This window comes from Haloferax sp. DFSO60, from assembly GCF_046557615.1.
In the GTDB taxonomy this organism is placed as follows: domain Archaea; phylum Halobacteriota; class Halobacteria; order Halobacteriales; family Haloferacaceae; genus Haloferax.
The window spans coordinates 1-14,365 of sequence record NZ_JBKIII010000001.1 but is presented as its reverse complement, the minus strand read 5'-3'; the positions used below and the strand labels follow the sequence as shown (position 1 = coordinate 14,365).

General features: G+C 54.2%; 11 protein-coding genes and 1 tRNA gene. 7 read left to right on the top strand and 5 right to left on the bottom strand.

The window, feature by feature from the left end:
* Positions 1-117 precede the first annotated feature (117 nt).
* From ACK509_RS00060 to ACK509_RS00035, 6 genes are all read left to right on the top strand, one after another.
* Positions 118-462: a 2Fe-2S iron-sulfur cluster-binding protein gene (locus ACK509_RS00060; RefSeq protein ID WP_410764402.1), complete on the top strand. Its 345-nt coding sequence runs from the start codon at positions 118-120 to the stop codon at positions 460-462.
* A gap of 126 nt (positions 463-588) precedes the next feature.
* The gene (locus tag ACK509_RS00055) at positions 589-1,935 is read left to right on the top strand and encodes a right-handed parallel beta-helix repeat-containing protein (RefSeq protein ID WP_410764401.1); all 1,347 of its coding nucleotides are present in this window, start codon (positions 589-591) and stop codon (positions 1,933-1,935) included.
* Between the two features lie 160 nt (positions 1,936-2,095).
* Positions 2,096-3,436, top strand: a complete 1,341-nt coding sequence (locus ACK509_RS00050) for a right-handed parallel beta-helix repeat-containing protein (protein ID WP_410764400.1) — start codon at positions 2,096-2,098, stop codon at positions 3,434-3,436.
* Between the two features lie 139 nt (positions 3,437-3,575).
* The gene (locus ACK509_RS00045) at positions 3,576-4,784 is read left to right on the top strand and encodes a nitrous oxide reductase family maturation protein NosD (RefSeq protein ID WP_410764399.1); all 1,209 of its coding nucleotides are present in this window, start codon (positions 3,576-3,578) and stop codon (positions 4,782-4,784) included.
* 148 nt (positions 4,785-4,932) lie between these two features.
* A complete protein-coding gene (locus ACK509_RS00040) occupies positions 4,933-6,243 on the top strand; it encodes a right-handed parallel beta-helix repeat-containing protein (RefSeq protein ID WP_410764398.1) in 1,311 nt (436 codons plus the stop codon).
* 72 nt (positions 6,244-6,315) lie between these two features.
* Positions 6,316-6,603: an antibiotic biosynthesis monooxygenase gene (locus tag ACK509_RS00035; RefSeq protein WP_410764397.1), complete on the top strand. Its 288-nt coding sequence runs from the start codon at positions 6,316-6,318 to the stop codon at positions 6,601-6,603.
* Between the two features lie 147 nt (positions 6,604-6,750).
* Here ACK509_RS00035 and ACK509_RS00030 read toward each other — a convergent pair.
* The 3 genes from ACK509_RS00030 to ACK509_RS00020 form a co-directional block, all read right to left on the bottom strand.
* Positions 6,751-6,824, bottom strand: a tRNA-Tyr gene (locus ACK509_RS00030).
* An 89-nt stretch (positions 6,825-6,913) separates the two neighbouring features.
* Complete coding sequence (locus tag ACK509_RS00025; RefSeq protein ID WP_410764395.1) at positions 6,914-8,923, bottom strand: DEAD/DEAH box helicase family protein; 2,010 nt, start codon at positions 8,921-8,923, stop codon at positions 6,914-6,916.
* Positions 8,924-9,007: 84 nt separating this feature from the next.
* Positions 9,008-9,496 carry a hypothetical protein gene (locus tag ACK509_RS00020; protein WP_410764394.1) on the bottom strand — a complete coding sequence of 163 codons (489 nt, stop codon included), beginning with the start codon at positions 9,494-9,496 and terminating at the stop codon, positions 9,008-9,010.
* A gap of 1,472 nt (positions 9,497-10,968) precedes the next feature.
* Between ACK509_RS00020 and ACK509_RS00015 the strand changes: the two genes are divergently transcribed.
* Positions 10,969-12,174, top strand: a complete 1,206-nt coding sequence (locus tag ACK509_RS00015; RefSeq protein WP_410764393.1) for a Cdc6/Cdc18 family protein — start codon at positions 10,969-10,971, stop codon at positions 12,172-12,174.
* 196 nt (positions 12,175-12,370) lie between these two features.
* Here ACK509_RS00015 and ACK509_RS00010 read toward each other — a convergent pair whose 3' ends face one another.
* Together ACK509_RS00010 and ACK509_RS00005 are read right to left on the bottom strand one after the other, a co-directional pair.
* Positions 12,371-13,159, bottom strand: coding sequence for a helix-turn-helix transcriptional regulator (locus ACK509_RS00010; protein ID WP_410764392.1), 789 nt, complete (start codon positions 13,157-13,159; stop codon positions 12,371-12,373).
* Between the two features lie 89 nt (positions 13,160-13,248).
* Entirely contained in the window at positions 13,249-13,809 is a 561-nt protein-coding gene (locus ACK509_RS00005; protein WP_410764391.1) for a TATA-box-binding protein, read from the bottom strand.
* Positions 13,810-14,365: the final 556 nt, after the last annotated feature.

The window sequence follows — 14,365 nt, the reverse complement described above, 5'->3', positions numbered from 1 at the left end:
CTGGAAACTACATGGCAGAACGTGGCACGCTGGTCAGTGGTTAGCGAGTTTGGAGACGGTTATGGAGAGAATTAGCCGGTAAGGATGTGGTTCTCCACCGATAACACCGATATGGAAATGGAGAGAGACGATACCGAATCAGAGACGGTTGCCGTCACAGTCCGAGATGGTGAGTCAGTCGTCGAACTCCACGTCGAACGCGGGGCAGTACTTCGAGATGTCCTTCTCGATGCTGGATTGTCCCCCTACACAAGAGTGACCAGTCGGGCGAACTGTGGGGGTCGAGGCCTCTGTGCGACCTGTGGCGTCCGGCTTTCACAGGGAGAACCCGAACCGGAACACTGGCACGACCAACTGGCCGACCGCTTTGGCTATCCTCGACTCTCGTGTCAGGTTCGTGTGGATGGTCCGATGACCGTCGAATTAGTCGAGAAAGTGGTGTGGGGCAGACGTAGACCGTAAATCGAGTCTCCCGGTGGTGGTGCAGTACGGCATTAATTCGAATATTCGAGGATTAGCATTTTTCACTGCGCGGAACGCGTCACTAATCCGCATATAACAACGCCCAATCAGGTCCATACTAGCCGGATGAGTACTGAACACTCCCCGCGAACTCGTGGATTATCACGGCGGGACTTGCTTCGAAGAGGGGCCGTTGCGACGGCGGTTGCTAGCCTCGGAGTAGCAGGTATCGCAGGAAACGCGTCGGCGACGAAGCCGAAAGATGCGATTCCAATCGACGGCCCAACCACGATTACAGAACCGGGTTACTACGTCTTGACCAAGGATATCGTTGCGACTGACGAGGGGTCAATCATCGATATAGATCCGTTCGAGAACGAGCCGTTCGGACTTGGAGACGTGACGATTGATGGGTGTGGCTACACGCTCGACGGTGACAGAAAAGCGGAGTATGGCATCTCGTTGATCGCGTATCCAGACGCGTCATTGACGAACCTCACCATCAAAGACGTCTGTGTGACTCGCTGTACGTGGGCCGGAATCCAAATCGAGGAGGTCAGAAGCGGCCTAATCGAGAACGTCACCGTCACCCGGTGTGGGAGCGAGTTCAGTCTGGGTGCGATTACGTACCTGCAAAACAGCAACGTGACGCTCAGAGATAGCCTCATCAAGAACAACCGAAACAGCGGCATCTACACGACAGAGGGCGGCAGGAACAACGTCTTCGTCCGAAATCGAGTCACACGAAATGGTAGTATCGGCTTCATCGACGAGGGGAGCGACTTCCTGTTCAAAGACAACAAATTCGACCACAACAAATACGGACTGAGTCTCGGCGTCACGAACGTCCGTCCGATGGTCGTAGACAACCTGTTCTACAAGAACGGGGCTGGTATCGAGGCCGACTTCATCATCGACGCGGTCATTCGCGGGAACCGGTTGGTCAAAAACGGAGAGTACGGTATCACACTGTTCGATACTGCGGGCGTGACCATCGAGAAAAACGAGATACATCGAACCAACGGGCCGGGAATCATCTTGTCCTCGATTTTTGCCTTCGGCGAGAACAATATCTCGAAGAATACGATTACACACAACAGCGGTCCGGGAATCGTCTCTCGGCAGGTCAACATCGATTCGGACCCGCGGACCAACACTGTCATCGAGAAGAACACCATCGAATACAACGGCGACGGTGGAGTCCAACTGACTGAATCTAACATCTTCGAAATCATAAAAAACACCATCCGAAACAACGACGGCGACGGAATCGAGCTCCGAGATTCCGACGACAACGTGATTCGCAAGAACGTCATCAAAGGCAACGCTGGCCTCCCAATCCGCATCGACGACGAATCGACAGGAAACGTCGTCGAGAAGAACAAAACGAGTGGAAGCGGTGCAGACCACGATAGTAAGGACAACGACCAGAACGACGGGGACGAAGAAATCTGTCGCGTCGATTCACACTGACTCTCTTTCTTTTCGGGATTGACGACGGACTAACCGTTGGAGTCTCACAGTTTTGCGATTGGTTGTGAAGTGAGAAAATTGACTGTTAACTTCTTTCGTCTTCACCTATTGTATCAAAAATCCAAGACTAACAATGTGAACTCAGGCTGAAATTTCTCGAATGAGTTCTGAAAACTCACCCCGAGAGACGAGACTGTCTCGTCGAGATGTTCTTCGAAGAAGTGCCGTTGCAACGATCATCGCTGGGTTTGGACTGTCCGGTGTCGCTGGAACGGTCTCAGCCAAGCCAAAAGACGTGATACCAATCGATGAGCCGACTCGAATCACCGAATCGGGGTACTACGTCCTGACGAAGGATTTGGCGATTACAAATCCTGATGCAACAGTTATCAGTATCGACGAGGGGCTCAGCGACGTGACCATCGACGGGCAAGGGTACAGTATCGAAGGGCCCGGCAATGGAGACCGAACACCATTTGATGATTTTTCAGATACTGGCACGAGTGTCGGTATCTCTGCCGGGTCGTACGAGGAGGAGGTCTTGGAGAACGTCACCATCAAAAACCTCTGTGTGCGTGGGTTCTTCAACGGTCTTCGCCTCGAATCAGTTCGAGGTGGGGCGATACAGAACGTGAATATATACATCTGTGACTACGGAACAGAGTGTCTCCAGACCTACGACGTGACAGTGAGAAACTGCCTGTTCAAGAAGAACAACCAAGGGTTCTACACAACCGAAGGTGGCGGAGGGTTGGTGTTTCACAAAAACCGATTCATCGGGAATCAAACTGGTGCACTCCTCACCGAAAGTGTTGATGCGCTGTTCAAAGAGAACTACTTCGCCTACAACACGTCGTATGGAGTCGAACCAGTCATCGTTGACGGATACCGATTCATCGATAACACGTTCTATAAGAACGGAAACGACGAGTTCGGGTACGGAATCTTCCTCGACGAGGTCAGTGGGACAGTTATTCGGGGGAATCGCTTCATCGAAAATCTACAGTATGGGCTGTATATCGGAGGTGGGTTCGGCAACCACATCGAGAAGAACATCTTCGACAAAAATGGAGACGCTGGAATCAGAGGTGGATTCCAAGACAGCGTCATCTCGAAGAATACTATCACAGACAACGGTGGTGAGGGCATTAGCCTCGTGGGTACGTCGCTCGACAACGAAATTTCGAAGAACGTTATTAGCGGAAATAGCAAGGACGGAATCTTGTTCGTCGGCGTGGATAACAACCTCATCCTGAAGAATACTATCCGTAACAACGGTGGCGATGGAATCGAACTTCGAGACTCCGACGACAACGTCATTCGTAAAAACATCATCACAGGCAATGGTGACCTCCCAATTCGTATCGACGACGAATCGACAGGGAACGTCGTCGAGAAGAACAAGACCGACGAGAATGGCGATAGTGGGAATGGCAATTATAAGGAGAACGGTGGCGACAATGACGGCGACGACGGCATCTGCCGCGTCGATTCGCATTGACTCTGCTTTGCTTTCCCGAGTGAGCCAGTTACCGAGAAAATGCCATTTACTCTGATGGTCGCTCGGTAACTTCCTTCACCGAACCAATTTTGTCAAAAATCCAATCATAACAACACCACTGGCGACTCATGCTTCGTGAATGAGTGAAGAACACTCGCCAGAGAGTCGGAGATTGTCACGCAGAGAGATACTTCGAAAAAGCGCGGTTGCGACGACTGTCGCTGGGCTTGGGCTGTCTGGTTCGGCTGGGTCGGCGGCGGCGACGGAGAAGGAAGACGCGGTTCCAATCGATGGGCCGACTCTGATTACTGAGCCGGGGTATTACGTCTTGACGCAGGATATTATCCTCGGAGACGAGCCGGGGGCTATTTCTGTTGAAGAAGAAGTTGGAGATGTCACCATCGACGGCCGAGGATACACGCTCGATGGGACTGGAAAGGCAGATGTAGGGATTTTCGCCGGTGAAGCGTTCAGAGGCAACGAAAATATCACCGTCAAGAATCTCTGTGTCACTGGATTCACGCAGTCAGGGATTCGTCTCGGGAGCAACACAGGAAGTGCAGTTAAGAACGTCACCTTCACTGATTGTGAAGCCGGACTCCGTTGGATATCTGTTAGCGAGACAGTGGTCAAAGATTGTACATTCAAGAACAATTCCACAGGAGTGTTCACCACCGAAGGAGGCACTGATGATGTCTTTTTACGAAACCATTTTGTTTCGAACGACACGGCTGCATACTTCGATAATATCAACCCGGGTTTCTTGTTCAAAGAGAACCGAGTCGAGCACAACGATGGTGGCGTCATCGTAAGCGACTTCGTGTCAGGGACATCAATCGTCGGCAACGAATTTTACCGCAATGGTTTCGGGGCCATCATCGAAAGTGCCACAGAGGGGGTTATCAAAGGAAACCAGTTCGTCGAGAACGAAGGCGATGGAATCGACCTCAGAGGGGCGAGAGACTTCTCCATCGAAAAGAACCACGTCCTCCGGAATAGTGGAGTTGGAATCAACCTCATCAGCGTTGTCAATAGCACCGTCTCGAAAAATCTGGTTCGTGGCAACGCAGCCGACGGGATATTCTTCTGGGGAGTCACTAACAGCGAGGTTGTCAAAAACAAAGTCCTGAACAATGGCGGCGACGGTATCGGGCTCCGAGATTCCGACGACAACGTGATTCGCAAGAACGTCATCAAAGGCAACGGTGGTCTCCCAATTCGTATCGACGACGAATCGACAGGGAACATCATCGAGAAGAACAAGACCGACGAAAAGAACGGCGGTGGAAACGGTGGCGATAGTGACGACAAAGAGGATGGGAACGGCGACATCTGCCGCATAGAGTAGTCGCACTGACTTCGATTCGTTCTCACGAGTGAGTCAGCTACCGAGAAACTACCATTTACTCAGATGGTAGCATGATAACTTCATTCACCTATCCACTTTTATCAAAAATCCAATCATAACAACATCAGTGGTTACTCATGATTCACGAATGAGTGAAGACCACTCGTCAGAGAGTCGGAGGCTGTCACGCAGAGAAATACTTCGAAAAGGAGCTGCTGCGACGACTGTTGCTGGACTTGGGCTGACAGGTGCGGCTGGGTCGGCGACGGCAACGAAGAAGAAAGAAGACGCGATTCCAATCGATGGACCGTCTCGGATTACCGAACCGGGGTATTACGTCCTGACACAGGATATCGTCTCGACAGGCGAGTTTAATCTGCTAGTCCTCGACGAAATCGAACTCGGAGTGGGGGTGGACGACGTCACCATCGACGGACAAGGATTCACACTTGACGGTGCTGGAAAGTCAGCAGTCGGAATTCGTGGAGGGTCGTTTGCCTTCGGAAACAATAATGTCACCATCAAGAATATCTGTATCACTGGATGTACACAATACGGGATTTACCTTGCGAGCAACAGAGAAGCGACAATTCAGAACGTCGCCGTCACGCATTGTGAGAACGGCATCTGGTGGGATAACACGTTAGACTCGACACTCGAAGGTTGTACGCTCAAACAGAACGCTCAGGGGATATTTACCACCGAAGGGAACTTTCGAAATACCTTCGTTCGAAATCAGTTTATCAAAAACGGGCGTGCCGCGTTCTTGGTCGAAAATACAGACGACTTCCTGTTCAAGAACAATCGAATCGAGCACAACGATGAAGGGTTCATCATTAGTGACCTTGGCGGGAAATCGTTAGTTACGGGGAATCACTTCTATCGAAATGGGTTTGGGGCTGGTATCGGTGGACCCTTTTCCCCAGTTGACGGAAACGAAGTGACCATTCGACGAAATCAATTCGTCGAGAACGAGAACGAGGGACTCGAAATCAGCGAAGCAGCAGGGTTCACCATCGAGAAGAATAGCATGCTCCGGAATGGAACGCAAGGAATCAGGTTTGCTATCGATGTGAACGAGATGACTGTTTCGAAGAACCTTATCCGAGGGAACGGTGATGACGGAATTCTACTGAGAAACTCTGACCGGAACGAGATTGTGAAGAACAAGGTTCTGAACAATGGTGGTGATGGAATTGAACTCCGTGCCGCAGGCGATCAAGAAGATAGGGGTTCCGACAACAACGTCATCCGCAAGAACATCATCAAAGGCAACGCTGGCCTCCCAATCCGCATCGACGAATTCTCGACTGGGAACATCATCGAGAAGAACAGGACTGACGAGAAGAACGGCGGTGCGAAGGGTGGCGATGGTGACGAGAGCAACAGTGACGGAAACAAGGGCGACGACAAAGACGATAGGAACGACGGAAACGACGATACCTGCCGCGTAGAGTAGTCACACTCCGCACAGCCTCCGAACCATCTACGCTTAGGCCACCTCGTGACGTATGTTAACAGTGGTGAAGACATGGCGTATCTACACGTAAACGCAACCGTCGAAGACTACGACGCGTGGAAAGCCGACTTCGAGCAATATCACTCGCTTCGAGCGGATTTCGGCGGCAAAGGCTACCAACTCTTCCAAGCGACCGATAATCCGAACGAGATTGTCGTCGTCATCGAGTTCGACTCCGAACAGAGTGCCCGTGAGTGGACGAATTACCTGAAATCACAAGGAGAGTTGACCGAACCGAAGATGAAAACCGAGGTGTCGTATCTCGAACTGATCGAACAGAAACAGCTCTCAGCAGTCTGAGTTTCTCTCAGTTTTTTCGGTGGCAAGCTCGTTTTCGTCCCCGATTTGAACTCACTCGCTCACTACGTTCGCTCGCTGCTCAAATCGGGTCGAGAAGTCCTTCAAATTCAACACCGCTCACTGTCGCTCGCGGGTGTTGAAATTCAGTCCGCTCTCCCCGATTTGAACGGGGGACAAGCCGATCTACAGTCGGCTGCTCTGCCAGGCTGAGCTAAGAGCGGGCAAGATATTCTGAATCCACGGTGAGACTTAAGAATTCTCATTCACCGTGGCAGTCGGGCGATTGTAACCTGAAAAAGAGCGACCCAGATTACTCGGGGTCGTCTTCGATACTGTCCGATTCGGGTGCTTCGTGACTCGTCTCACGGACACGAATGCCCTTTCCGGCGAGGTGTTGCATCTGTCGCTGGGCGAAATCTTCCTCGCTCGTACCGCGGGAGGCGAGTACGTAGACGAGGGCGCTCCCGGCAGGGCGCATGGTTCGACCGGCACGCTGAGAGCCCTGGCGACGCGACCCACCGAGACCGGAGGCGACGATTGCGAGTTCGGCGTTCGGGAGGTCGATTCCTTCGTCGCCGATACGGGAGATGATGAGCGTATCGAGGTCGCCAGTTCGGAACGCCTCGAAGTAGGCCTCACGGCGGGCGTGTCGAGTCTCTCCGCTGATGAATGGAACCTCGAGTGCCTCGGCGAGTTCGTTACCCTGGTCGAGGTAATCGACGAAGATGAGCGTCTTCGAATCTGGGTGCTTGGCGCGGAGGCGTCGTGCAGCATCGATTTTAGCGGGGTTCATCGCGGCGAGCATGTGGCGCTCGCGGCCGTCGCTCGCGGACCACTCGTTGCGGGCGAAGTCGTCTTCCCAGCCAACGTATCGAATCTCCACTTCGGGTTCTTGGACGTAGCCCGCATCGAAGAGTTGGGTCCAATCGGTCCCGATGGGTTGGCCGATGAGCGTGAAAATCTCGGCTTCCTTGTCGTCCTCACGGATGGGCGTCGCAGAGAGACCGAGACGGTGTTTGGACTGAAGGTCGGCGCTGCGCTGGAACACCCGACTCGGGATGTGGTGGGCCTCGTCGTAGATGATGAGCCCCCACTTACGCGAGTCGAACAGCGAGCGATGGCGGTCCATCCCGGCGGTTTGGTACGTGGCGATGGTGACTGGCCGAATTTCTTTCGTGCCGCCGTGGTACTCGCCGATTTGGTCGGGGTCGAGGTCGGTGTGGGTGAGGAGTTCGCCACGCCACTGATGGGCGAGTTCCCGACTCGGAACTAAGATGAGAGTCTCACCGCCGACGGCCGCGAGCGCACCGATACCAGCGATTGTCTTGCCAGCACCCGGCGGGCCGACGAGGACGCCAGACCGCTGTTCGAGGAATCGGTCGACCCAGTCTTGTTGGTACTCCCGAAGTTCGACGTTGAGTTCGACGTCGAGTTCTTCACCGATTTCGAGGTCACGGTCGTCTTCGACGGGGTAGCCCGCGTCGTAGAGGATGCGCTTGACGGCCGCAACTTCCTCGTCTCGAATCCACGCCTCCGTGTCTGAGATGGGCGCGTACACCTGCTCTTCGTCGAGTTTCTGGAGGGCGACGTTTCCCATGAGGCTCTCTGTCGCGGCTTCGAGAACGGTGTAACCCTCCTCGTGGGTGTAGAGACGGAACTGGTGTGCGCGCTTCCACTGGTCTTCGATCCACGCTTCGAGGTGAGGCGACCGTTCGGGAACGACAGACCGAAGGAGTGCGATGAGTTGGGCAACGTCGTCGAAGGGCGCTTGCCACACGTCTTCTTGGCGGATTCGGTACAGATAGCCCCGACCGCGACCTTCCCGGTCACCCGTGGTATCGACGAGGTGGGCGAACTGCGAGAGACGCGCGCGGGTGTACTGCGTCGGTTGGTCGACGACGAGTTCGCGGCGCTTTGGGAAGAGAATCACGCGCTCGCGTGCCGCGAGGTTTCCCCACTCTGTTGGGAACCAAACGATTGGGTCGGTCTCGACGTTGACTTTCTGGATGCGTCCGGCCTCGGCAAGGATGTCGAGGTCGGCAACCGCCGTGTCCTGTGTCACATCGAGTCGGCGAGCGACCTGCTGTGCGGTCACGACCGGACGACCCTCCGCTTCGAGCGCATCGTAGAACGAGTCGAGTGTGACACCCTCGGGTTCGGATTCGGTATCAGCAGATAGTGTCGAGGGCGCGTTCAGTGCCGAATCTCCGTCTGGTGAGGACACGTCTGTCACGTCTGCAAGGCGGTCGAGAACGTCTTCGTCGGTCGATGGCTCTCGGTCGTCTGGAACCTCTGACGGGTCCTCGTCCTCGGCGGTCATCACACGGAGTATGGACGCGAGGAGGAAACGGCTTGCGACACGGTACAGGTTTCGACGAGTACGAGAGACTGGCGCTCTCGTCGATTACGACGTGGGAGAACGAGCAGGAATCATCCGGTCGAAGATGGTTTCGAGGTTCTCGTCTACCGTGACGAACTCGGGAAATTCTTCGAGGGTGCGGATTCCATCGAGATAGACGTACTCGACTTCCTCTGGAGGAATCTCTTCGAATACCTGTACTGGCCCACGTTCAGACTGTCCGATGAAGGGCCGACCATCGGGGTCAGTCTGTGGTGTCAGTCCGTACTCGACGTAGAGGCGGGCCATCAATAGCGCACTTGCGAGGGGGACATACCCCGGGGTCAACTGCCACGTGACCTCACGCGAGGGATACCGAACGGTAGTCACGTAGCCGTCGGCGAACCGAAAGCAATCGACGATTTCGTCGGTGGCACGCCATCGGGTCTCTGTCTTTCGAGACCACTCGAGGGACCAAGTCAAGTTGCCGGGAGAGTTCCCACTAAGGCTGACTGCCCGGCGGACGCGCTGCCACGCACGACCGAGTGAACGCATACTTACTCAATTGGTGCCCAAGGGTAATTGCATTGACGGGGACAGGCGCGAACACGGGACAGTATCGCATTCTGTGAGGTTCGAACTACGAGGATAACAAGGGTGAAACGCGACAGAGAAACGCAAAAAATCAAGAGGCTGTTAGCGTCGTTGCGAGTGGTAGGCACACACCACGTTTCCGATGAATAACAAGTGTATACTACGACGGTTTGCCGTGGGGAACGTGGAACACCAGTAGTTGCTCACCGGCAAGGAAGTTGGAGTCTACCACACCTCGTTTCCGGTGAGTGACAACCTCGACTCCGAAGAGACATGAATTGAGAGTCAAGAGACGGAGAGACACCGTGTTTCCGATGAATCCGTACTCAGGACAGCACAGTCGAAAAGCATCGTATGGGCGTGCGTGTGCGTGCGTCTTTGGCGTGGCTCAATTCGGGGACGAGGGGTGTTCAGAGAGGTTTGCAGAGTACTCGTGGTGGCTCGAAGTTTGGTCGGTTTTGTAGCTCGTTGTCACTGATCTGTGGTGTTGTGGCTGTCTCGGTTGATTCTGTTTCGAGGGACCGACCCACTGCAGAATTATCGGATGTACGTTGCACCGCTGACAGACACCGTGTTTCCGGTGAAACGGTGCGATGGTAACAGGGCTATCGGAAACGAGGTGAGATTAGCTGGCGGCGACAGGGATTCACCGCTCACAGACACACCGTGTTTCCGGTGAAATAGGAAATGGAAGCATGACGGTCCCTAAGTGGATATTTCGTGGTATCTGGACTGAATAAACGGCCCACCATCACGACTGACTTCTCGAATCGAGACACTTATATTAGAGACACCACGTTTCCGGTGAAATGATGCGATAGAAGACCCATATCCCCGGTTTATCTCAGGGAGTGAAGAGAGGAGGTGTGAGGGTGAAAACTCGTAACTGGGGCGACTACCCAAGAAACGAGAACTCGGGGTGTCGAGGACGACCACCCGGTCAGTTCACTCACTGTATAGGAACGGTTAAATAGTTTATTTGTGTAAACGTCCATTGATACACTCGCAAACAAGATACTGCTTGACACTCAAGCAGTGTTCGACTTGATGCGGAGGTTCGATTTTCAGCACCTGAAATCCCTGATATCGGTCGATTTACTGTTCACCGTTGATCCTGCGAGTACGAGAGTAGCATCGAGAATGCTACAGACGCGGCGTGATTCGTATCTCGTGTTTGGTGTGTTGCTGGCGAGAAGTACCGTTCTAGATTCTGAGCGACGAGATTTGACGGATTGTTTCTGAAACGGCTAAATAGAGGTGTTTCAGGTAGTTGCTGGAATATCTGCTACCCTCACACCTCGTTTCCGGTGAACTAGAACCCCCATTTCGTATGCACAGGAAACGGAGGTTCGGACCGTTTCATCGGAAATGTGGTGTGCGCGCGCTGCGTCGAATGGTAAGCCCTTTCACCGGAAACGTGGTGTGTTGCGAACATGCCTAACGCCAGCGACGACCTCTTCACTCGGGAGGATCCCATCTTCGCCAACAAGGAGTTGCTGGAGATCAACCATCTCCCGGGGGAAGGTCGAATTGTCGGTCGTGATGACGAAATAGCGAATCTCGCGACAGCGGTCAACCCCGCAATCTTCGGACAGAGCCCGAGCAACGTCCTCATCTACGGGAAGACGGGGACGGGCAAGTCGCTGTGTGCAAAGTACGTCTCACAACGACTCGTCGATACCGCGGAGGAAGAAGGCGTCAAGGCAACCTTTGCCTACGTGGACTGTGCGCAGGACACGACCGAAACGCAGGCAGTCCAGACGATTGCCGACAGTGTGAACGACGTGGACGTGACGAGCATCAAAGTTCCCGACAAGGGTCTCTCGACTTCGACATACTACAAGCGACTCTGGAGAATCCTCGACGCCCTCTACGACGTCGTTCTCATCATCCTCGACGAAATCGACAAACTGAGCGACGACGACATCCTGATGCAGTTGTCTCGTGCGGGCGAGGCCGGGAAAATATCTGGGTGCAAACTCGGCGTTATCGGCATCAGTAACAAGATTCAGTACAAAGACCGCATGGACGAGCGCGTCAAATCGAGTCTCTGTGAACGGGAGTTCGTCTTCCCGCCATACGATGCCAATCAACTTCGAGATATCATGGACGCCCGCAGCGACGCCTTCCGTGAGGGTGTTCTCGACCCATCGACGATTCCGCGGGCCGCGGCACTCGCTGCTCGGGAACACGGTGATGCACGCAAGGCGATCGATATCCTTCGATACGCCGGTGAAATTGCACAGTCGATGGGGGCGGCGACCGTCAAAGAGAACTTCGTCACGCAAGCCCGACAGCGCGCCGAGACCGACCGTTTCCGAGAACTCATTCGCGGGTCAACCCCTCACTCTCGATACGTCTTGCAGGCACTCGCGATTCTCTCACTCTCGAACCAACAGCAGGACGGTTTCCGGACGAGTCGAGTGTACGAGGTCTACGAAAACATCTGCCGACAGCAGGGCTCAGATAGCTTGTCGCTCCGTCGCGTCCGCGACCTCCTGAAAGAACACGCGTTTCTCGACATCATCGAACAGTCGAAACACAGCGGTGGGAGTGCTGAAGGAAGCTATACGAAACACCAGCTGCTCGAAGACCCAGACGTAGTAAAGGACGTCCTCACCGAGAGCGTAGACGCCTAAAACGTAGCCCGAACCACGGGAGGGCGTATGGAGGGCCGAAGTTGCGGGAGTAAGTGCGGCTCAGGCTACTGCATCGCTGCACGTATCTCTCAGAATAGTGATTACTTATACTTTATTACTGCATCGTGTGATTGTAATTATCACGTGTGACTGGGGTCGTCACACGTGTGGAAACACGAGTGAATCAGAGAGCCGACTACGCACTCGGCCCGAGCGGTTCGATTGCAGTCGAGTTTGCACGCAGTGAGTCGTATACTGACTGTGCCCACTCGAGGACCGCAGAGTCGTCACCGTCGATGAGTGCGACCATGTTGTCGTCATCGTCGTATGCGGCGACGAGTGCGTGTCCATCGACGAGGAGAAGTCCGAAGTCAATTGGCTCTTCGCTGATGCGGAGTGAGAACTGTTTGAGTTCGTGTGCGCGTGTCAGTGCATCGGGATAGGACGCGATAGAGCGCTGGAGGACTTCGCTATCGATGATAAGTTCCATCTGCGTCCCCGGGCCGACGACCCGCTCTGCGGCCTCGTTGAATACTCGGCTCACGATGGGGCTGACTCCGCGAAAGTCCTCGACTGGTTCGTCGCCAAGTACGGTCAGATACCGATTGAGTGGTGCGTGTGGGTCCACACCTATGGCAGTCGTGATGGTCATTTGTTCGAGTACGTCTGAGGGAACAGTTGCAATTTGCCCCGTCGCATTGGTCAAGAACTCGCTCGCCTTGTCTACCTGTGTGACCGTATCGACGAGAGCGCCATACTTCTCGTGGACCATCCGCCCACCAGGGGTCAACTGATACTTTCCAGCGTGCTTTTCGACCCAGTTACGGTCACAAAATCCGGCGAGAGTTCGCTGTGCAGTCTCACGGGCGCAGTCACATATTTTCGCAAGCTCCGTGGGACGTCGTGGCTCTGTTGCGAGCGCGTCTAGTATCGCTTCTCGACTCTCCGAACCGACGAGAAAGGCGATATCATCCCGAGCGTCCATAGATAATTAGTGGGCTGTGCGACATTTGACGCTTGTGGACCTGCGGCTTCCAGGAGTATCTCGCGAAGAAGTGAGTCTGTGTTACCGCGTTAGCCGAGGAGGCCAAGCGCATCGATGCGCTCGACGATTTCCTCGACAGCGGTCTCTGCGTCGTCGGTCTGCTTCCCGCCCGTGATGACGATTTTACCGGACCCGAAGAGGAGAATGACGACCTTTGGCTCGTCCATCCGGTAGACGAGACCTGGGAACTGCTCTGGTTCGTACTCGACGTCTTCGAGGCCGAGGCCAATCGCCAGTGCGTTCAGGTTCAGGTTGTGACCCAAGTCCGCGCTGGAAACGATGTTCTGGACGGTGATTTCCGGTTCATCGTCAACGGGGATGCTCAAGTCACGGAGCTTGTTGAAGATGATTCCGAGTGCTTCGTGCACGTCGTCGATACTCTTCGCACCCGTGCACACGATTTTCCCCGAGCGGAAAATCAGTGCAGCAGCCTTCGGGTCTTGTGTTCGGTAGACAAGCCCAGGGAAGTTGTCGGGGTTGAAGTCCGCACCAGGAAGGTCATCGGCGAGCGCCTCAAGGTCGAGCTCTTGACCGATTCCGGTCGATGCGACTACGTTCTGGATCTCAATAGAGTCTGCCGGCCCACTCATTGCTCGCACATGACTCGTACCTCCGTCCTTATAAAACCCGTTATAAACCAACTTAAACAACGTCAACGCTGTTTCTTTTTCTCTCCTCTCTACGCGCACGCGCGAGAATAAATATAATTTCTCGACTACTACCAGATGATGATACAATTTGACGAGCGTGAAGTTATGACACTCCTCGTGTCTATTTTTCTCACAGAGCCACTAAATCAACGGCGTTAAATGTAACCCCGGCATTGGTAGTAATGTGAAGAAGCGCCCCAGGGGACGACCCCCAGGGGGGCTTCAATTCGAGCGCTGACACACTCAGGGTGTCCGGGCAAATCACGGGATGACACACCTTCCCGAACTGCCCACCAAACGACGCCCTTAAGTGTAACAGGGCGTTTCGAATGAATGCACAAGACAACAACGCGATTTCGGGGCGATTCAACGCGTCCCGATTCACGGACCGAATCCGAACCAGGTTCGATGGGTTTATACCCACGAATCACTTCGACTCAGGTCCGAAGGAAATGAGGATTTCGCCCCTGCGGTACGCCGTAAGACGATATCTGAT

Excerpts from the sequence above, each read along its gene's own strand:
- ACK509_RS00035 (WP_410764397.1), top strand. The coding sequence starts at position 6,316 with ATGGCGTATCTACACGTAAACGCAACCGTCGAAGACTACGACGCGTGG.
- ACK509_RS00060 (WP_410764402.1), top strand. The coding sequence starts at position 118 with ATGGAGAGAGACGATACCGAATCAGAGACGGTTGCCGTCACAGTCCGA.
- ACK509_RS00050 (WP_410764400.1), top strand. The coding sequence starts at position 2,096 with ATGAGTTCTGAAAACTCACCCCGAGAGACGAGACTGTCTCGTCGAGAT.
- ACK509_RS00020 (WP_410764394.1), bottom strand. The coding sequence starts at position 9,496 with ATGCGTTCACTCGGTCGTGCGTGGCAGCGCGTCCGCCGGGCAGTCAGC.
- ACK509_RS00025 (WP_410764395.1), bottom strand. The coding sequence starts at position 8,923 with ATGACCGCCGAGGACGAGGACCCGTCAGAGGTTCCAGACGACCGAGAG.
- ACK509_RS00045 (WP_410764399.1), top strand. The coding sequence starts at position 3,576 with ATGAGTGAAGAACACTCGCCAGAGAGTCGGAGATTGTCACGCAGAGAG.
- ACK509_RS00055 (WP_410764401.1), top strand. The coding sequence starts at position 589 with ATGAGTACTGAACACTCCCCGCGAACTCGTGGATTATCACGGCGGGAC.
- ACK509_RS00040 (WP_410764398.1), top strand. The coding sequence starts at position 4,933 with ATGAGTGAAGACCACTCGTCAGAGAGTCGGAGGCTGTCACGCAGAGAA.
- ACK509_RS00005 (WP_410764391.1), bottom strand. The coding sequence starts at position 13,809 with ATGAGTGGGCCGGCAGACTCTATTGAGATCCAGAACGTAGTCGCATCG.
- ACK509_RS00010 (WP_410764392.1), bottom strand. The coding sequence starts at position 13,159 with ATGGACGCTCGGGATGATATCGCCTTTCTCGTCGGTTCGGAGAGTCGA.
- ACK509_RS00015 (WP_410764393.1), top strand. The coding sequence starts at position 10,969 with ATGCCTAACGCCAGCGACGACCTCTTCACTCGGGAGGATCCCATCTTC.